18 protein-coding genes are annotated in these 17961 nt (G+C 34.0%); 6 read left to right on the top strand and 12 right to left on the bottom strand.

Translation table 11 applies throughout. The annotated features are described in order from the left end of the window. Positions 1 to 96: 96 nt before the first annotated feature. The 3 genes from FF52_RS19550 to FF52_RS19540 form a co-directional block, all read right to left on the bottom strand. Positions 97 to 1179: an efflux RND transporter periplasmic adaptor subunit gene (locus FF52_RS19550; RefSeq protein WP_008468296.1), complete on the bottom strand. Its 1083-nt coding sequence runs from the start codon at positions 1177 to 1179 to the stop codon at positions 97 to 99. Positions 1180 to 1357: 178 nt separating this feature from the next. Continuing rightward, on the bottom strand, positions 1358 to 1738 hold the full coding sequence (locus FF52_RS19545) for a hypothetical protein (protein ID WP_035691999.1): 381 nt from the start codon (positions 1736 to 1738) through the stop codon (positions 1358 to 1360). A gap of 195 nt (positions 1739 to 1933) precedes the next feature. Then, complete coding sequence (locus tag FF52_RS19540; RefSeq protein ID WP_008468293.1) at positions 1934 to 2338, bottom strand: GNAT family N-acetyltransferase; 405 nt, start codon at positions 2336 to 2338, stop codon at positions 1934 to 1936. A 172-nt stretch (positions 2339 to 2510) separates the two neighbouring features. On the opposite strand from FF52_RS19540, the gene FF52_RS19535 reads away from it, so the two are divergent. Continuing rightward, the gene (locus tag FF52_RS19535) at positions 2511 to 3074 is read left to right on the top strand and encodes an outer membrane beta-barrel protein (protein WP_008468292.1); all 564 of its coding nucleotides are present in this window, start codon (positions 2511 to 2513) and stop codon (positions 3072 to 3074) included. A 45-nt stretch (positions 3075 to 3119) separates the two neighbouring features. Here FF52_RS19535 and FF52_RS19530 read toward each other — a convergent pair whose 3' ends face one another. The 4 genes from FF52_RS19530 to FF52_RS19515 all read right to left on the bottom strand — a co-directional run bounded on the left by FF52_RS19530 (position 3120) and on the right by FF52_RS19515 (position 8015). Continuing rightward, entirely contained in the window at positions 3120 to 3734 is a 615-nt protein-coding gene (locus FF52_RS19530) for a hypothetical protein (RefSeq protein WP_008468290.1), read from the bottom strand. A gap of 164 nt (positions 3735 to 3898) precedes the next feature. Then, the gene (locus tag FF52_RS19525) at positions 3899 to 5776 is read right to left on the bottom strand and encodes a M1 family metallopeptidase (protein WP_008468288.1); all 1878 of its coding nucleotides are present in this window, start codon (positions 5774 to 5776) and stop codon (positions 3899 to 3901) included. Between the two features lie 271 nt (positions 5777 to 6047). After that, positions 6048 to 7628 (bottom strand): NADP-dependent glyceraldehyde-3-phosphate dehydrogenase, encoded by a 1581-nt coding sequence (locus FF52_RS19520; RefSeq protein WP_008468287.1) that lies wholly within the window; start codon positions 7626 to 7628, stop codon positions 6048 to 6050. A gap of 75 nt (positions 7629 to 7703) precedes the next feature. Then, the gene (locus FF52_RS19515; protein WP_008468286.1) at positions 7704 to 8015 is read right to left on the bottom strand and encodes a rhodanese-like domain-containing protein; all 312 of its coding nucleotides are present in this window, start codon (positions 8013 to 8015) and stop codon (positions 7704 to 7706) included. A 375-nt stretch (positions 8016 to 8390) separates the two neighbouring features. On the opposite strand from FF52_RS19515, the gene FF52_RS19510 reads away from it, so the two are divergent. Both FF52_RS19510 and FF52_RS19505 read left to right on the top strand, forming a co-directional pair. Then, positions 8391 to 9017, top strand: coding sequence for a Crp/Fnr family transcriptional regulator (locus FF52_RS19510; RefSeq protein ID WP_008468285.1), 627 nt, complete (start codon positions 8391 to 8393; stop codon positions 9015 to 9017). 189 nt (positions 9018 to 9206) lie between these two features. Then, entirely contained in the window at positions 9207 to 9992 is a 786-nt protein-coding gene (locus FF52_RS19505; protein ID WP_008468284.1) for a sulfite exporter TauE/SafE family protein, read from the top strand. A gap of 85 nt (positions 9993 to 10077) precedes the next feature. Here the strand turns inward: FF52_RS19505 and FF52_RS19500 are convergent, their stop codons facing one another. The 5 genes from FF52_RS19500 to FF52_RS19480 form a co-directional block, all read right to left on the bottom strand. After that, a complete protein-coding gene (locus FF52_RS19500; protein ID WP_008468283.1) occupies positions 10078 to 10464 on the bottom strand; it encodes a helix-turn-helix transcriptional regulator in 387 nt (128 codons plus the stop codon). Positions 10465 to 10695: 231 nt separating this feature from the next. After that, entirely contained in the window at positions 10696 to 11100 is a 405-nt protein-coding gene (locus FF52_RS19495) for a hypothetical protein (protein WP_008468282.1), read from the bottom strand. Positions 11101 to 11723: 623 nt separating this feature from the next. Continuing rightward, on the bottom strand, positions 11724 to 12800 hold the full coding sequence (gene cydB / locus FF52_RS19490; protein WP_008468267.1) for a cytochrome d ubiquinol oxidase subunit II: 1077 nt from the start codon (positions 12798 to 12800) through the stop codon (positions 11724 to 11726). Positions 12801 to 12802: 2 nt separating this feature from the next. Continuing rightward, the gene (locus FF52_RS19485; RefSeq protein WP_008468265.1) at positions 12803 to 14149 is read right to left on the bottom strand and encodes a cytochrome ubiquinol oxidase subunit I; all 1347 of its coding nucleotides are present in this window, start codon (positions 14147 to 14149) and stop codon (positions 12803 to 12805) included. Between the two features lie 417 nt (positions 14150 to 14566). Next, positions 14567 to 15157, bottom strand: coding sequence for an HD domain-containing protein (locus FF52_RS19480; RefSeq protein ID WP_008468263.1), 591 nt, complete (start codon positions 15155 to 15157; stop codon positions 14567 to 14569). A 204-nt stretch (positions 15158 to 15361) separates the two neighbouring features. Between FF52_RS19480 and FF52_RS19475 the strand changes: the two genes are divergently transcribed. From FF52_RS19475 to FF52_RS19465, 3 genes are all read left to right on the top strand, one after another. Next, positions 15362 to 16777: an MBL fold metallo-hydrolase gene (locus FF52_RS19475; protein WP_008468261.1), complete on the top strand. Its 1416-nt coding sequence runs from the start codon at positions 15362 to 15364 to the stop codon at positions 16775 to 16777. 131 nt (positions 16778 to 16908) lie between these two features. After that, positions 16909 to 17472, top strand: a complete 564-nt coding sequence (locus FF52_RS19470; protein WP_008468260.1) for a YeeE/YedE family protein — start codon at positions 16909 to 16911, stop codon at positions 17470 to 17472. A 10-nt stretch (positions 17473 to 17482) separates the two neighbouring features. After that, a complete protein-coding gene (locus tag FF52_RS19465) occupies positions 17483 to 17959 on the top strand; it encodes a DUF6691 family protein (RefSeq protein WP_008468259.1) in 477 nt (158 codons plus the stop codon). Positions 17960 to 17961: the final 2 nt, after the last annotated feature.

Genomic DNA, 17961 nt, shown 5'->3' with positions numbered 1-17961 from the left:
CTTATTGAAGTTTAAAATGTTTCAAGTTTCAGGTTTCAAGTTTTTGGTTCAGTACGAAACTTGAAACCTGAAACTTGAAACTATTAAAACAAAAAACTATTCTGCTTTTAAGCGTAAATGATTGATTACTTCTTTAGGAGATTCGTAATCGAATTTAATTTTGTCATTTTCTTTTACTTTCTGAACACCTTCAAGTAAGATTTTATCATTTTCTGTAATACCGCTTTTGATTACGTATAAATCAGGAATTTCTCCTGTGATTGTAATCTCTCTAGAACTCACTTTGTTGTCCTTACCGACTACAAAAACATATTTTTTGTCCTGAATTTCGTAAGTCGCTTTTTGCGGAATTACAACGGCATTTTTAAGTGGCACATTCATCTGAACTTGTCCAGTCTCTCCATTTCTAAGTAATTTTCCAGAATTAGGGAACCTTGCTCTGAAAGCGATATTTCCAGTTTCATTGTTGAACTCACTTTCAATAACTTCAACATTTCCTTTTTCTTTAAAAAGCTCTCCGTTAGCCAAAACTAAATTCACTTTGTTATCGGCACGGTCTTTAATGTGCGTTTCATAACTAATGTATTCTGGCTCAGAAACATTGAAATAAGCAAACATTTGACTGTTGTCTGAAAGGCTTGTCAATAGTTCTCCTTCGTCAATTAAACTTCCAAGTTTTAAAGGAATACGGTCGATTGTTCCATCAAATGGAGCTCTGATTTCTGTGAATGATAAATGAAGTTTTGCTAATGATACTTCAGCTTTTGCAGATTGCAGTTTTGCTTGCGCCACACTCAATTCGTTTTTAGAAACGATATTCTTATCTGCCAATAATTTAGCATTTTGCAATTCGATTTCTGCCGATTTTTGTTCAGACTGCGCTTTTAATAGTTCTGCCTGATACATGTTTGGCATAATTTTGAACAACAATTGTCCTTTTTTTACAAACTGTCCTTCGTCAACATATATATTTTGTAAAAACCCTTTTTCTTGGGCACGAAGTTCTATATTTCGAACCGATTTTATTTGTGAAACGTATTCTTTAGTAAATGAAGTGTCGATTCTAACCGGATTAGTAACGGTAAATTTTTCAACTTCTTCTTTTTCTTCTTTTTTAGATGTACAACTCGTTAAGCACACCAAGGCCATTAAGCCTGTGAACACAATGATTTTTTTCATGATTTAGTTTGGAAATTAAGCGATTGAATGCTTTTGGAATAAAAATTCCTTTTGGATGTTAAAATGCATCAGTCAGCCTTAGTCCAGACCTTAACCTTCATATAAGCAGAAGTAGAAAAATATACAACAGCAAGATACGCAGAGATCAAAACTCAGGTAACCGATGTATACTGTAAAATCAAATTCTTAATACTCGTTGAGTAATATAGATAGGATTTGAATGCCCGAAGACAGGCGTAGAAAATTTTAAACGATTAGAATCATTCGCTGCAGACTGATCTGAAAGTGCCAGATACAAAGCGTCTACCAAACTATACGAAGCAGTAAAATACTTGTTCGTTAGTAAATTAGTGTCATCACCGCCAAGAAAATCCTCTTCAATATCAACATCGGCAACGTCTTCTATTATAGAACTGCCTCGATCTTGATTGGTAAATTTAACTCTATGTTTTTGCAGATGATGGTGATTATGAGGACCAAAAGTATTGGCATTCAAATATTGGCCTCCGCCAAACAGAAGCATATTCATGAATACTAAAAATACGATTAAATTTCTCATTTCGGTGCGAAAGTAATAAAAGAATTAAAACAAAAAAAGATTTTTTAACAAGCTTTAACAGTTAGATAAAATGAAAACGTTTTCGGTAGCTTTTCACATGAAGATTAGATGAAGAAAAATATTATTTCATTCAAAAAAAACACGTATAAACAACTACAGTACAATCATTTATAAAAACGAAATGAAATTTTATTTTTAAATTTTAATTTGCATTATTGTAAATTCTTGACCAGCTTTTACAAACATTTTATGAGTATCTATAAATCCTATTTTTTCATAGAATGTTTTCTTATTACTTCTGGCGTTACACCAGACTTTTTCTATTTTTTTACTTTTTGCAAACTCCAATATATATTTTAGAAGATAAGAAGCCATTCCTTTTCCCTGATATTCTTCTAAAGTGGCTAATTTTCTAAACTGCATTTCTTTCCCTTCTATAAAACAAGAAATTATAGAAACTAATTTACCATCTTCAAAAACTCCAAAATGAAATCCTAAATCGTCTTCTTCTAGCTGTACAAACTCAAAAGGCTGGTCAGGCCACATTACTTCATGGCGGATCTGCCAAGTATCAGATGCTTTGATTGTTTTTATTTCCATAAGTTATTTAGTAATCTTTTCAAAAATAATTGATTTTAATCAACATAATAAAGTAAAAACAAGAAACATACAAAACTAACAATCAAAGACTTATAAAAAATAAATCAGATAAATCATTCAATTTAAATCTATTATGTTTATTTTTATGGTACCAAAATCAAATAAGATCCTTATGAAAAAATTCTTTTTAGCAGCATTTTTATGTTTTTGTGTAAATGGATTTGCGCAATTAATACAAGTTGGACCGCAGTTTTCGACCAATATTACTTCCGTTGATGCAAAAAACTTTAGTTCCGACCATACCAATACAGGAGTTGGTTTTTCTGCTTTTGCTCGAGTAAATCTTACCGTTTTTTATGCGCAGGGAGAATTTGGTTATGCCCAAACTAATTTCAGCGTTTTCCAAGACGGTGTAGGAGAAACCGAATTTAAATTATCTGGAACCGATGCGACCTTAATAGCTGGTTTTAAAATTATTCCGCTTGGAAAAATAGGAAATGTAAGAGTCTTTGCAGGGTACAATTGGAAGAATTATTCGGACATAAACCCAAGCAATAATCTAAATCATATAGCATTTGAAAGAAACAATCACAGTGTGCTTGGCGGTGTCGGCGTAGATGTCTGGAGACTTACTTTTGACGTAAGGTATCTTGCAGGACTCAGCGACATAGATGCTTCTAGTGGCGAAATTAAAACTGGAATAACCAGTCTTTCACTTGGATTTAAATTTTTATAAAGTATAAACCATAAAAAAGGGAATCAATTGATTCCCTTTTTTTATTTAAATCTTAACATAATAACTTTCTTCATTATCATTATCTATCTTCTGTATTCCTGTTTTTGTTTTAACCGCAACATTAACGACATGAAGAATATTTGACTTTTCATTCAGACTGCAGTTCCAAATTGTTCCGTCTGAAAGGATGATTTCTGAGAATACTGATGCAGTGCAGTTTGCATCATTATAAACTAAATTTTCTGTTTTTAGAAGTTTCTTTACTTTTGTTTTTTTGTCTACTTCATAAAACGCTATTTCATTTTCTTTGATCTCAATTAATTCGTCAAAACTAGATTGATTGGCATTATCTGCCGTAGCTGCAGACCAAACTGGCTGATTCCCTGTTCGCTTCCAAGTTCCAATGGCTTGACTTAAAATTTCTTTTCTCAAAAGGCTACGTAAGGTATCCACTTTATTTACAGCATCTTTTCCAATTTCATTGTCTGGTTTAATCTTTGCTGCTAAAGAAAATAAGTCGATCGCTTTTACAAACTCGGCTTTTTTGTAGTAAGAAACAGCTAATTCATATTTGCTTTTTTGAAATGCTGTTTTTTGGTCATTCTGTCCAAAGAACTTGAATGTACTTAGTAATACAATCAGTGCAAATGTGTTTTTCATTAAATTTTGTAGGTTTTTTATTATTTCACAAACCTAGTCTTTTTTAAAGAAATTCATTTACGGTTTTCCGTATTTTTGATTATTATTAATGATTCAAAACAAACAATGTTATTTTATTAAATACAACACAACATTGTTAACAAATTTATTAATAATAACCCAATCTATTTAACAAGTAAAACATTGTTTTCTGGCGTTGCATCCATAAAAATCCCCCCATCCAGCTGAATTTGCAGTATTTTTTTTGTGCTTTTCAAAATGATTTTAGCCGTTTTCTGATTTTTTTCCCAAATTGCTGGTGTTTGATGTAAGATTACTTTCGATTTATCAGCGTAAGTAATTACAACGTCAAACGGAATGGCAAAACCTCCAATGTTTTCTACTGTTATCATTTTCTTGTCAGCAGAAATACCTTTTACTGCGATATCTAAATAATTGTTGGTAAAGAACCAATTATTAAAAAACCAATTTAAATTTTTACCTGTTGAGGTATTAAATGAATTAAAATAATCCCACGGAATTGGATGTTTGCCATTCCAAGTATCCATGTAATCGTGTAGTGCTTTTTTGAATAAGTCGTCGCCCAATAAATCTTTCAGTGCCAGATAAGAAAGCGAAGCTTTTCCATAAGAATTATTACCGTAGCCAGCTCCAGAAACCTGTGTAGACATTGTTATAATAGGCTGATCTTCTTCTGAAGATCGATCGTTTATATAATGTTTTACTCTGAATTCTTTATAAAAGTTATCCGCGGCCTCTTTTCCATGCTCAGCAATCCCGATTAAATATTCAAAAGTTGTTGCCCATCCTTCGTCCATAAAAGCATAACGTGTTTCATTAATTCCCATATAAAAAGGGAAATAAGTATGTGCTACTTCGTGATCTTGCACTAGCTGTGCAAAAACAGGATCTCCCATTTGTGAGTCGTTGCACATCATTGGATATTCCATATCGGCAAAACCTTGAAAAGCCGTCATCTTAGAAAAGGGATAAGGAACTCCTGGCCAATTATTAGAAAACCAATCTAAAGCATATTGATTGTTTTTTACAGAATTTACAAAGTCTGTTCCTTTAATATCGTAAGCTGCCTGAATACTCGCACGTCGATTTGTTTTCTTGTCTACAATTACACTGCTGGCATCCCATAAATAATGGTCACTTAAACCAAAACATACATCTGTGATATTTTTAGCTTCAAATTTCCAAACATTCCAATCGTACTGTTTGGTTACGATACCGCTTTTCATTTCTTGCTCGTTAGCGATATGCAAAATTTCATTGGTTGTATAAGATTTCTTCAAACGCGATGCAAATTCAGGCTGTAAAACCTCATCCGGATTTAATAAATCGCCTGTTGCGTAAACCACATAATTTTTTGGTGCTTTTACAAAAAAAACATAATCGTTAAAGTCATTATAGAATTCCTGACGGTCTGTGTGCGGCAATCTATCCCAACCATTGTAATCGTCAAAAACAGAAACTCTTGGATAACTATATGCTACAAAGAAAGTAGTTTCATCAATCTGCCCTTCTCTTCCGCTCTCTTTAGACAAAGGATAATTCCACTCAATATTTATAGTTGTTTTTGAGTGCGGTAGAATCGGTTTTTGCAATTTTACATTTCCAACTGTTCCCCAATTTTTAGCATCTTCTTTATAGACTTCATTTTCTATCTTTAATGAAGTAATCGTCAATCCGTCGCTTAAAAAATCGCTGCTCACATCGCTTCCACGAGACGAAGTGGGTTTATGAAGATTATTTACAAAACGGATAACTAAATTTCTTAGCGTATCCTTACTATTGTTCTCGTAAATAATAGTTTCTGTGCCTGAAACCAATCTGGTTTTAGGATCAACAGAAATTTCCATATTATATTTTCCGCAGTTCTGCCAATAGTTTACGCCAGGTTTCCCGTCTTTAGAACGTGTTCCGTTTTCGTAGGCTTTTTTTATATTTCTCGGCATATAAAGCTCTTGAGCAATAGTATCTTGGGCAAAAAGAACAAATGCTATTAATGCAAATTGCAAAAATCTCTTTTTCATAATGATTCTTAGGTCTTTAAATTGTTTGGTATATAACTAAGACTGCTTTTTTTAAATAATGTTACAAATTTAGTTATTAATTATTAATGGTTTGTAGTTGATGGTTGTTGGTTAATGGTGCTTTTTAATTTTTAATTTTTAATTTTTAATTTTTAATTTTTAATTAAAAAACCTTAGCATCTTAGCATCTCAGAACCTTAGTATCTTAAAAAAAAACCGTTTGTCACCAAAGCAACAAACGGCATCTACAATTAATATATAACCTTGATGACTACAAAATATAATCTGTATTAATAAAATTCGATTCTTTGCTGTTAAGCAATTCCTGCAGAATCTCATTATTATAATCGATATCTTTTGAAGCTACAAACGTACGGATTGAGAATGAACGTAAAGCATCTGGAATACTCAAAGTTCCGACAGCAGAATCTTTTCTTCCTGTAAAAGGGAAAGCGTCTGGACCTCTTTGGCAAGAACTGTTGAGGTTTACTCGACAAACTAAGTTTACTAAGGCATCAATAAGCGGTGCCAACGTTTTTATGTCTTTACCAAACAAACTTACTTGCTGCCCGTAGTTTGATTCTGCCATATCTTTCAATGGTTCTTTAATATCTTTGAAAGAAAGTACAGGAACAACTGGTCCAAACTGTTCTTCGTGATACACACGCATTTCTTTGTTTACTGGATAAAGAACTGCGGGGAAAATATAGTTTTCAGTATGTTTACCTCCTTTTTCATTTATCACTTTGGCGCCCTTTTGAACAGCGTCGTCAATTAAACCTTGAATATATTTTGGCTTATCTGTTTCTGGAAGCGGTGTTAAAGAAACTCCTTTTTCCCAAGGATTTCCAAAAACCAAACTATCTACTTTCTCAGCAAAACGTTTATTGAATTCTTCTCTAATAGATTCGTGAACGTATAAGACTTTCAGCGCCGTACAACGCTGTCCATTAAAAGATAAACTTCCTGTGATACATTCTTGAATAGCCAAATCTAAATCGGCATCTGGAAGGATAATCGCTGGGTTTTTAGCTTCTAAACCTAAAATCAGACGCAATCTGTTTTTGTTCGGATGCTGATCTTGTAAAGCAATTGCCGATTTACTGTTTCCGATTAATGCCAAAACATCAATTTTTCCAGATTTCATAATCGGAGAAGCCACTTCACGTCCTCTTCCGTAAACGATATTAATTACACCTTTAGGAAAACTGCTTCTGAAAGCTTCCAACAATGGCGAAATACATAAAACACCGTGTTTAGCAGGTTTGAAAATTACAGTATTTCCCATAATCAAAGCTGGAATCAGCAATGAGAAAGTTTCGTTTAAAGGATAATTGTAAGGTCCAAGACATAAAACTACTCCAAGAGGTCCGCGGCGAATCATGGCGTTTACTCCTTGAACTTTTTCAAAGTGTGAACTACGTCCGTTTAGTTCTTTGTAGCTTGCAATTGTATCGTAAATATATTCTACTGTTCTGTCGAATTCTTTTTGCGAATCACCTAATGATTTTCCGATTTCCCACATTAAGTATTTTACCACTTCTTCGCGGGTTTCTTTCATTTGCTTCACAAATTTTTCCATGCATTTAATACGATCCACTACTTTCATAGTTGGCCATAAGCCTTGTCCCATGTCGTATGCATTGGTAGCAGCTTCGACAACTTCTGCTGCTTCTTTTTCTCCCATAAAAGGAATAGAACCTAATAAAGTCGGCGAATATTTTTCGGTTGAAGAAATAGTAGAAAACACAGGTGTGGTTTGCCCTGTCCATTGTTTCAATTCTCCATTCACAAGATAAGTATCTTGATTTATCAGCGCATTAATCTGATATTCTTCTGGTATAAAACTCATAATTTGGTTATTTAATGGTCTGGTAATTCTATTTTCAAAATAAAAAAGAGGCTTTTTTATTGCCTCTTCTTCTTTTTATGGATGTACTGTTTCACCTTCCCAATCTAGGATTCCTCCAAGCAGATTGTAGGCGTTTTCTATACCCAATTCGTTCATGATCTGGCATGCTTTTGCACTTCTAGCCCCAGAACGGCAGTATACGTAATAATTTTTATTTTTGTCTAATTCTTCTATTTCATAGATAAATGCTTGCCCTTTATTGATATCAATGTTTAGAGCATTCTCAATGTATCCGTCATTAAATTCGTCTTCAGTTCTTACATCAAGTATAACTGCATTTTCGTCAGCCTGTAACTGAGCAACCCAATCTTCTTGTGATAAATTCATAGTAAAATGTGTTTTTGTAAAATTACGACGTTTCTTTATATAAAAAACGTACCAAATGCGATTTCGATTATTATTCTCAGAAAACGTTTTAGAGAAAGTATTATAATCAGTGAATTACAAATTTAGTTACTATTTTTAAAAATTCAGCCTACAAAATCGATAGAAAATAGGATTTCTTCATTTACATAGAATTACTCATAAATCTAGTTTTCTGACAATTATTCCCATTTCAAACCATTATCTTTGTAATCAAATACATTTTTTAATTCGATTTTGATAAAAACTTAGTCACAATGATTTACATCTTTTGGTTCAAACTAGATCCAAAAAATAGAAAATTCGACTTGGCTCTATGTGACAAAATTATTACACAACATGCAGCAATCATTAAAAACCATATTTCCTAATTTCTCTAACGAACTTATCGCTACAATCGAAGAAAACGGAAGTCTTCAGGATTTTAAAGCCGGAACCATTTTAATGCGTACCGGACAGTATATTAAAAATACCGTTCTGATCATTAAAGGTAAAATCAAAATATATCGCGAAGGTGAAGATGGCGGAGAATTTTTAATGTATTACTTACAGCCTGGACAAGCCTGTGCGATTTCGATGATCTGCACTGCCAAAAGCGAAAAAAGCCAAATTATGGCAAAAGTAGTAGAAGATGTAACTGTAATGATGATTCCGCTGCAGCTAATGGACAAATGGATGATGGAACACCGTTCTTGGTACGAATTTGTTATTGAAACTTACCGAAGCCGTTTTGAAGAAGTCTTGGAAGTTGTAGACAATATCGCTTTCCGTTCTATGGATGAAAGGTTAGAATTCTATTTAAAAAGACATTCTGATGCCTGCGGCTGTTCTGAAGTAAATCTTTCGCATCAAGAAATTGCAACCGAATTAAATACATCGCGCGAAGTGGTTTCCAGATTACTCAAAAAAATGGAACAGCGTGGTCTAGTCAAACTCAACCGAAACCAGATTGAATTATTAAAATAAAGTTTTAGCCACGAATTAACGAATTAGCGCTAATTTTATTTGTGCAATAAATTCCACGGATTAGCTAATTTGCTTTCGTTTAGATTGTAAAAAATAAAATTCGTGAATTCGTGGCAAAAAAAATCTTCTGTGATAAATGTTACTGTAGAATTCTAATTTCCGAAGCAACTTTGCATTAAAATAAATGCAATGGAATACTTAGGATTTTTCGCCTCAATCATAATCGGAATTACACTTGGCTTAATTGGCGGCGGTGGTTCTATTCTGACAATTCCAATTTTAGTTTATTTATTTAAAGTCAATCCCGATCAAGCGACTTCTTATTCCTTATTTATTGTAGGATTAACAGCTCTATTTGGAAGTTACAGCCATTATAAAATGGGAAATCTAAAACTGAAATCAGCTTTGTATTTTGCGATTCCCTCAGTTGTTTCTATTTTGATAATCCGCGAAGTAATCTTTCCGCAAATTGCATCGACTTTGTTTTCTGTCGCTTCTTATACGGTTTCAAAAGATTTTCTGATTATGATTATCTTTTCACTTTTAATGATTACTGCCGCTATTTCGATGATTAAAAAAAATCAAACCGAAATTAAATCGGTTGAAACTAATTATTTCCAGCTTAGCTTTATTGGATTCTTAGTCGGAATTGTAACTGGATTTCTTGGCGCTGGCGGCGGATTTCTGATTATTCCTGCCCTTCTTTTTTTCGCTAATCTTCCCATGAAACAAGCCGTTGGAACTTCATTATTAATCATTACCATAAACTCGTCAATAGGTTTTGCAGGCGACCTATATATCGGAACACCTATAGATTATACTTTTCTGATGAGCGTTTCAGCCATGGCTTTAATAGGCATGTTTATTGGGAGCCAACTTTCTAAAAAAATTGACGGCACAAAATTAAAACCTCTTTTCGGATGGTTCGTTCTCATAATGGGATTTTATATTATTGCTAAAGAAGTCCTATTCTAACAGCAATTAAAAAAAAATATTTAGTTTCACTTGTAGAGTAATCTTTGTCAAAGCATTATGCTCTGACAAAGATGAAACTAAAACTTTAGAGTTCTCCGAATTTATCTTTATAACGTTCCAATTCTATTTCGGTTCTAGAAAGCAGTTTTTCTAATAATTGGATTTTATCTTCATAAAGTTCTTTTATAATCGAAGTGTTATCGGCATTAATTAAAATACTGCCGTTATTATTTCCATTTATTTTATTGAAACTATTAAAATATTTGTCGTAATCAAAACTAATTATATCCTCTACGCTTACATCTAAAATCTTCCCTATCTCAACCAGTTTTTCATAACTCAAAGAAGTTTTTCCTTTTTCAATTTTACTGTAGCCCGCTTGGGTTACACCTAATCTTTCCGCCATATATTCCTGAGTGTAATTTTTTAACTCTCTAATGTTTTTAATCTTGCTTTTAATTGTTGTGGCCATAATTTTATTCTGATTTGGGATCATGTATAGTTAAAACAGCCAGCCGTTAATTTGTAACGACTTAACTATACTTATTTTTGGGTATTTGTTAAGCTACTTCATAATGAACACTATGACTTAGCGTTTTGTTAATTTTCTTTTTTTGATAATAAAATAACCATATATCAGTGCTGCCATTATGAAAAAAACATCATAATGGGAAATAGTAAATACAAACATCTCTGATTTTTCTTAAGCAGTTCTTTGTATACTGCGTTCAAATTGAAGATCTAAATAACTATCGATCTGCTTGCCAATTAACACGCGGTCTTCTGGCTCAATTTTAGTTCTTATTTCATTCTGGTAAATATCTTTAACAAAAACAAAATATACAAACTCGTCTTTATTACCAAACCTGGCAACTATAATAAATGCATAGCATAAAAGCGCAGGAATAATGTAATACAAGTCCATTAAATTGGAAAACAGCATGCAATAATACGCAACAGTTGTTACAGCTATAAAAGCACCATTTTCTAGAAAATATTTTCTCTTTTTTTTGAGCAGTCCGAGCTCTTTGATTTCATCAAATTGATACTGCCAGTTTTTAGATTTATAACAAAACCTAACCTCGTCGGAAAAAATTGTTAAAGGCATAAATTCAGTAGGTAAAATAGATTTAAGTTTTAGTAAAAATCGTATCCAAAAAATCTTTTAGGGGGAAAAAATTCTTAGATACGCAATATTAAGCATTAACTGCTTTTTTTTTCGGCAATACAGCTTATAGAATATAACTGTTGGTTGTAATTAAATCTTTTGTAAAAATTGCCTTATGGTTTTTTATTGCTAAATATTCTAATTAATAGAAAATATTATTATGGGCGTTTTCGCCGCAGCGAACGGGCTATCCGCTAAATTCCCGATTAACAAAAACTACGGCTAAAAAAGCCTTGTTTTTCTAAATGGGGAGATACCGCTTCTATCCCTAACGCAGACTCAGGTAAAATGACGTTTTGTTTTTAATATTTTCAATCAATTGCCTTCAGCTTTAGCTGGAGGAAAAAAATGTATACAAAAAAAGCTTTAGCCAAAAACCGCAAAGTTTGGCTAAAGCCCAATTTCAAATTCAACAAAAAACCTCCAGTTAAAACTGGAGGCAATTGATTTGATATTGAAGGAATTAAAATTCGTGTATTTCATAGTTACAAAATTCAGAATTCCATTCAAATCAAAATAAAAATTCGTGATCCCGATAGTTATTGGGAGTGGCTATAAAAAAATCAATGCTCCCCATACCCAACATCATCCATTTTACCGCTAAAAACTCGATATTGAATTATAAAATAAACAATCACCAGAAACAAAGCGATAAAAAACCAACTTAAACCAGCGTTTAATCCGTATTCGTGAGCAGCAGTATTATAAATCGTTAATGACGGATTTACTTTATTGGTTGAAGGCAAAACATTCGGAAAAATAGAAACCGCTGTAGAAGCAAATCCTCCCAATAAAAATAAAGTCGAAAACAAAAATCCGTGACCGTCTTTTTTAAAAGAACGAACTTTGAATAATCCAGCAATTCCAACAAAAGTCATTAAAGGAAAAAACCAGAGAATCGGGTTTTCAACAAAATTATGAAATGGTTTCGGCTCGATAAAGTGCCAAATGCCCAAAGAAATAAATACTAAAACAAGTAACACAAAGTTCAGTCTAAAAACAACATTTTTTAATTTCGGATTTAGCGCCGAATTTGTTTTATAAACAATCCAGTTTGCACCGTGAATCGTCAGTGCGACAACACTTACAACTCCTAGAAAAAGTGTAAACCAATCGATAATTCCCAGTTCATTTGCTTGCGGACTAAAAGTCGGATTCCATAAAGGCAGAAAGAAATAATGCGCTTCTTGCGTAGAAACGCCATTTTGAACCATTCCGAGATTGACACCGCGAACGATATTTCCTAAAGCAATTCCGAAGAAAAGAGCCAAAAGCAAACTGGCAATTCCGAAAGCTTTGTCCCAAATTGCTTCCCACATATGATTATGAATCTGTCCACGCATTTCCAATCCGATGGCGCGAAAAATCAACAGCCATAAAATCATAATCAAAGGCAAGTAAAATCCACTGAAAGACGAAGCGTATAAAGTTGGAAATGCAAAAAACAAAACGCCTCCAGCTGCAATCAGCCAAACTTCATTGGCATCCCAAAATGGACCAATCGAATTGACAATTACTTTTTTATCTCTTTCTGTTTCGGCAAAAAATAAATGAATAATTCCTGCACCAAAATCATAGCCGTCTAAAACGAGATAAACAGCCAAAATTCCCATTAAAACTACGTACCAAAAAAATTCCATACTTATATTTTTTCTGTTGAAAGTTCCACATGACGCGGCCCTTTATTGATAATTTTTCCAATCAAAAGCAAAAACAGCATTCCCAGTAAAAGGTATAAACCGATAAAACCAAGCAATGTAAACAAGGTGTTTCCTGAAGAAACCGTCGGCGAAGCTCCAGATGCTGTTCGCATTAAATTATAAACCAGCCAAGGCTGCCTTCCTAATTCGGCCGTATACCAGCCTGTGGTATTGGCAATATATGGAAATGGCATCATAAACATCAAAGACCATAAAAGCCATTTGGTTCCAAATAGTTTTCCTCTTATTAATTGAAAAAGTGAAAGCACCATTAATCCAATAAACACAGTTCCAAGACCAACCATAATATGATAGGCATAATACAATCCCGAAATATTAGTTGGATGCAGATCTTCTTCAAACTGATCTAAACCTTTTATTTCCTGATCCCAATTTCCATAAGTCAGGAAACTCAGAATATTTGGAACGGCAATTTTATTATCGAGTTTTTTATCTTTTACGTCTGGCTGTCCGATTAAGACAATTTCTGAACCTTTTTTCTCGGTATGAAAAATCCCTTCCATTGCAGCAAAAGTCACGGGTTGATATTTCACCACATTTTTAGCAGCTAAATCTCCCGTTGGAACCGCCACAATAATGCTCGAAATCAATCCGAAGATTACTCCTGTTTTCAAGAACAATTTCCCGAAAGAAACATTTTTATTACTTAAAATATAGAAAGCTCCAATTCCGGCAACGACAAAAGAACTTGTCACCAATGAAGCCGCTTGGTTGTGCAGAAAAGAAGGCCAAAGCCAAGGATTTAAGAATAAAGCTTGAAAATTATTCAATACAAATTTTCCGTTTTCCAAAATTTCATAACCAACAGGGTTTTGCATCCAAGAATGTGTGGCAATGATTAAGAATCCGCTGGCCCATGAACCAATACAAATTAGCAGTCCCGTTACAAAATGCCATTTATGTCCGAGAAGTTTTTCTCCAAATAAAAATAATCCAAGAAAAGAAGATTCGAGAAAGAAAGAGAACATTCCTTCCATTGCCAATGTCTGACCGATGATTCCTCCTGTCAATTCAGAGAATTTTGCCCAATTGGTTCCAAATTGAAACTCCATCGGAATTCCCGTCACAACACCCATTGCAAAATTGAGGGCGAAGATTTTCATCCAGAAATGGGTGGCGTGATTGTATTGTTCGTCTTGAGTTTTGAGATATTTCCACTTGAAGTAAACAATGACGAGCGAAAGGCCCATTGTAAGTTGTGGAAAGAGATAATGAAAAGTAATGGTGAAGGCAAATTGCATTCGATCATAAAAGAGCATTTCTTCCATAATGGTAATTTGTTTATGAAGTTCCACAAATTTAACCATTAGAACCCGAATTAACGCCCTTTAAAAAAAGTTTATCACTCGATATTTGTTAAACTTTTCAACAATTTAAAGGGTAGAAATGACACTTGTTATTACAACTTTGACAAAGTTTCTTCGTATATATTTTTTGCGAACTGTTTTGTCATTTCGACGAAGGAGACTCGAGCGATAGCGAATAGGCGAAGCAAATCTCCGCAAGTAACTCCGCAACGAGAAGCCTTTCTTTGTCGAGCTTCTTATGAAGATTTCTCCCTTCGGTCGAAATGACAAGATTGCGTATAGATTTACATGATCAAAAACATAGCCCGTGGTTTGCATTGTGTCCCTGCGGTTGAAACCGCAGGCTATGTTTGATTTTGATTACGCGGTTATTATTGATTATTTTTCCAAAATTCCCTTTTCAACACTTTCATTAATCAAGCCTTCAGCGTAATTCCATATCGATTTTGAACCTTCTTTAATGACACTTTTCTTTTCGTAAACTTTATCATATTTCACTCCGAACTCTTTCCAAGTTCCGCCGTTGTTAGATGTGTTCTGCAATAATGGTTCAAGTCTGTCCATAGATTTTGCAAATTTAGCTTCGTTGGTTTCTCCTGCTTCAAATTCTTCCCAAATGGAAATTAACTCTTCAGCCTGTTTTTTTGGAAGCAAACCAAAGATTCTATTTGCGGCCAACCGTTCTTCATCTGTGTTCGAATGATTTTTTACGGTATCGTAAATAAAAACATCGCCAGCATCTATTTCTACAATATCATGAATCAAAACCATTTTTACGACTTTCAAAACATCAATCGGTTCATTTGAATGTTCTGCCAAAACAATTGCCATCAAAGCCAGATGCCAGCTGTGTTCTGCATCATTCTCGCATCTGTCGCTGTTGAATAATTTGGTCTTGCGCTGAATGTATTTTACTTTATCAATTTCTTTTATAAAAGCAATCTGATCCAATAAGTCTTGTGTCTTCATTTTCTTTTTTGTTTTGAAATGACATTCGTCATATGCAAAATTAGAGCTTAAAGCGTAATTGCTCCACTTTAAATTTAATTTATCTCAACTGAATATGTCAAACACCACATTTTTTTACACAAAAACCTAATTTCTGTAACATTAGTCACCTATTTTTTTAAAAAACAAGACTACCTTTGTCTTCATTATTTTTATTACTGAATCATGAAAATAGAACAAATTTACACCGGATGCCTTGCTCAAGGTGCATACTATATTACTTCAAATGGCGAAGCGGCCATTATTGATCCGCTTAGAGAAATTCAGCCTTATCTGGATCGTTTAGAGCGCGATGGAGTGAAACTGAAATATATTTTTGAAACGCATTTTCACGCCGATTTCGTTTCTGGACACGTAGATTTAAGCAAAGAAACAGGGGCGCCAATTGTTTACGGACCAAATGCTGCCTGCGAATTTGACTGCATTTCTGCAAAAGACGGACAAGAATTTAAAATCGGAAAAGTAACTATTAAAGTGTTGCACACTCCTGGTCATACTATGGAAAGCTCTACTTTTTTACTGATTGATGAAAACGGAAAAGATCACGCCATTTTCTCGGGAGACACTTTATTCATTGGAGATGTTGGACGTCCAGATTTAGCTCAAAAAGCAGCCGGAATGACACAAGACCAGTTAGCTGGAATTTTATTTCATTCGTTAAGAGATAAAATCATGACGCTTGCTGATGACGTAATTGTATATCCTGCGCATGGTGCTGGAAGTGCTTGCGGAAAAAACATGAGCAAAGAAACCGTTTCGACAATCGGAAATCAAAAAGCTACCAATTACGCTTTACGTGCTAACATGACCGAAGAAGAATTTATCAAAGAAGTTACTGATGGATTATTGCCTCCTCCTGCTTATTTTAGCATGAACGTCGCAATGAACAAAGGTGGTTATGAAAGCTTTGAAACTGTTTTACACAACGGAATGAGAGCTATAAACGTAAAAGATTTTGAAGCCGTAGCAGAAGAAACTGGCGCTTTAATTCTAGATACAAGAAGTGCTGCCGATTTTAGTAAAGGATTTATTCCGCAGTCTATCAATATTGGAATCAACGGTGATTTCGCTCCATGGGTTGGAACTTTAATTGCAGACGTAAAACAGCCAATTATATTGGTTACTGCAACTGGAATGGAGGAAGAAACTGTAACGCGTTTAAGCCGTGTTGGTTTTGATACGATTATCGGACATTTGGAAGGCGGTTTTGAAGCTTGGCAAAACGCAGGTTTCGAAATTGATACTGTAAACAGAATCACTGCTGAGCAATTTGCCAACGAATTTAAATTCGGAGATGATAAAGTGGTTGATATCCGTAAAGAAACAGAATACGCCGCAGAACATATAGATGACGCTTACAGCAAACCTTTGGCTTATATTAATGATTGGGTAAAAGATATTAATCCGAATGAGCATTTTTATTTGCATTGCGCTGGAGGTTACAGAAGTATGATTGCCGCTTCTATCCTTCAAGCAAGAGGTTTCAGAAATTTTTCTGAAATTGAAGGCGGTTTCGGAGCGATTTCAAAAACTAATGTCCCAAAATCAGATTTTGTTTGTCAGAGTAAAGTATTAAAATAGTTAAAGATACTGAGATACTAAGATTCTAAGGTTCTAAGATTTTAGCCTTAATTTAATATCTCAAACCTAAAAACAACAAAGATTTTAACCTTAGTAACTTAGAATCTTAGCAACTTAGAACCTTAAAAAACATGTTAGAAATTATTAAAGAACCATGGCCTTGGTACATTGCAGGTCCACTAATTGGATTAACAGTTCCAATTTTATTAATTATCGGAAATAAATCTTTCGGGATTAGTTCTTCGCTTCGTCATATTTGTGCGGCTTGTATTCCTGCAAATATTTCATTTTTTAAATACGACTGGAAAAAAGAAAGCTGGAATCTATTCTTTGTTCTTGGAATATTTTTCGGAGGTTTTATTGCTGCTCATTTTTTATCGAATCCAAATCCAGTGGAAATTGCTCCTGAATTATCAGAGAAATTAGCCACTTACGGAATCACAGATCATAGCGGTTTGGTTCCTGCACAATTATTTTCTTGGGAAAGTTTATTAACTCTTCGCGGATTCATTATGATTGTAGTAGGTGGATTCTTAGTAGGTTTTGGAACTCGTTACGCTGGAGGGTGTACAAGCGGACACGCAATTATGGGATTATCAAACTTGCAATGGCCATCATTGGTAGCGACAATCTGTTTTATGATTGGTGGCTTTGTAATGGCACTTTTGATTTTACCTTATATTCTTTCACTTTAAAATTTCAAAAATGAGTTTAGAAAATAAAAATATAGACGGCGAAGGAATCAACGCAAGCCAGAAAAAAGAAACGGCATTAGCGAACCTTAAATACTTAATAGTTGGAATCTTTTTCGGAATTGTATTCGTAAAAGCTGAAATCATCAGCTGGTTTCGTATTCAGGAAATGTTCAATTTGGAATCATTTCACATGTATGGCGTAATTGGATGCGCTGTCGCAGTTGGATTAATTTCTGTTCAATTGATTAAAAAATTCAATATTAAAACTCTTGATGGAGAAAAAATCGAAATTCAGCCAAAAACTTTCAATAAAGGCCAAATCTATGGCGGATTATTATTTGGTTTTGGATGGGCCATTACTGGAGCTTGTCCGGGTCCGCTTTTTGCGCAAATTGGCACAGGAGCAACTGTAATTGTGGTTACTTTGGTTAGTGCCATTGCTGGAACTTGGGTTTATGGTTTGATTAAAGAGAAATTACCTCATTAAAA

It is taken from the genome of Flavobacterium sp. F52 (assembly GCF_000278705.1).
GTDB lineage: Bacteria > Bacteroidota > Bacteroidia > Flavobacteriales > Flavobacteriaceae > Flavobacterium > Flavobacterium anhuiense.
Note: the sequence above shows the minus strand (reverse complement) of the source record. Positions and strands in the feature narration are given on the sequence as shown.

What these genes read in the sequence shown, in the direction of transcription:
- FF52_RS19545 (WP_035691999.1), bottom strand. Translation starts at nt 1,738, where the DNA reads ATGAGAAATTTAATCGTATTTTTAGTATTCATGAATATGCTTCTGTTT.
- FF52_RS19535 (WP_008468292.1), top strand. Translation starts at nt 2,511, where the DNA reads ATGAAAAAATTCTTTTTAGCAGCATTTTTATGTTTTTGTGTAAATGGA.
- FF52_RS19495 (WP_008468282.1), bottom strand. Translation starts at nt 11,100, where the DNA reads ATGCCTTTAACAATTTTTTCCGACGAGGTTAGGTTTTGTTATAAATCT.
- FF52_RS19505 (WP_008468284.1), top strand. Translation starts at nt 9,207, where the DNA reads ATGGAATACTTAGGATTTTTCGCCTCAATCATAATCGGAATTACACTT.
- FF52_RS19550 (WP_008468296.1), bottom strand. Translation starts at nt 1,179, where the DNA reads ATGAAAAAAATCATTGTGTTCACAGGCTTAATGGCCTTGGTGTGCTTA.
- FF52_RS19470 (WP_008468260.1), top strand. Translation starts at nt 16,909, where the DNA reads ATGTTAGAAATTATTAAAGAACCATGGCCTTGGTACATTGCAGGTCCA.
- FF52_RS19520 (WP_008468287.1), bottom strand. Translation starts at nt 7,628, where the DNA reads ATGAGTTTTATACCAGAAGAATATCAGATTAATGCGCTGATAAATCAA.
- FF52_RS19475 (WP_008468261.1), top strand. Translation starts at nt 15,362, where the DNA reads ATGAAAATAGAACAAATTTACACCGGATGCCTTGCTCAAGGTGCATAC.
- FF52_RS19510 (WP_008468285.1), top strand. Translation starts at nt 8,391, where the DNA reads ATGCAGCAATCATTAAAAACCATATTTCCTAATTTCTCTAACGAACTT.
- FF52_RS19485 (WP_008468265.1), bottom strand. Translation starts at nt 14,149, where the DNA reads ATGGAAGAAATGCTCTTTTATGATCGAATGCAATTTGCCTTCACCATT.
- FF52_RS19530 (WP_008468290.1), bottom strand. Translation starts at nt 3,734, where the DNA reads ATGAAAAACACATTTGCACTGATTGTATTACTAAGTACATTCAAGTTC.
- FF52_RS19465 (WP_008468259.1), top strand. Translation starts at nt 17,483, where the DNA reads ATGAGTTTAGAAAATAAAAATATAGACGGCGAAGGAATCAACGCAAGC.
- FF52_RS19540 (WP_008468293.1), bottom strand. Translation starts at nt 2,338, where the DNA reads ATGGAAATAAAAACAATCAAAGCATCTGATACTTGGCAGATCCGCCAT.
- cydB (WP_008468267.1), bottom strand. Translation starts at nt 12,800, where the DNA reads ATGGAATTTTTTTGGTACGTAGTTTTAATGGGAATTTTGGCTGTTTAT.
- FF52_RS19525 (WP_008468288.1), bottom strand. Translation starts at nt 5,776, where the DNA reads ATGAAAAAGAGATTTTTGCAATTTGCATTAATAGCATTTGTTCTTTTT.
- FF52_RS19500 (WP_008468283.1), bottom strand. Translation starts at nt 10,464, where the DNA reads ATGGCCACAACAATTAAAAGCAAGATTAAAAACATTAGAGAGTTAAAA.
- FF52_RS19515 (WP_008468286.1), bottom strand. Translation starts at nt 8,015, where the DNA reads ATGAATTTATCACAAGAAGATTGGGTTGCTCAGTTACAGGCTGACGAA.
- FF52_RS19480 (WP_008468263.1), bottom strand. Translation starts at nt 15,157, where the DNA reads ATGAAGACACAAGACTTATTGGATCAGATTGCTTTTATAAAAGAAATT.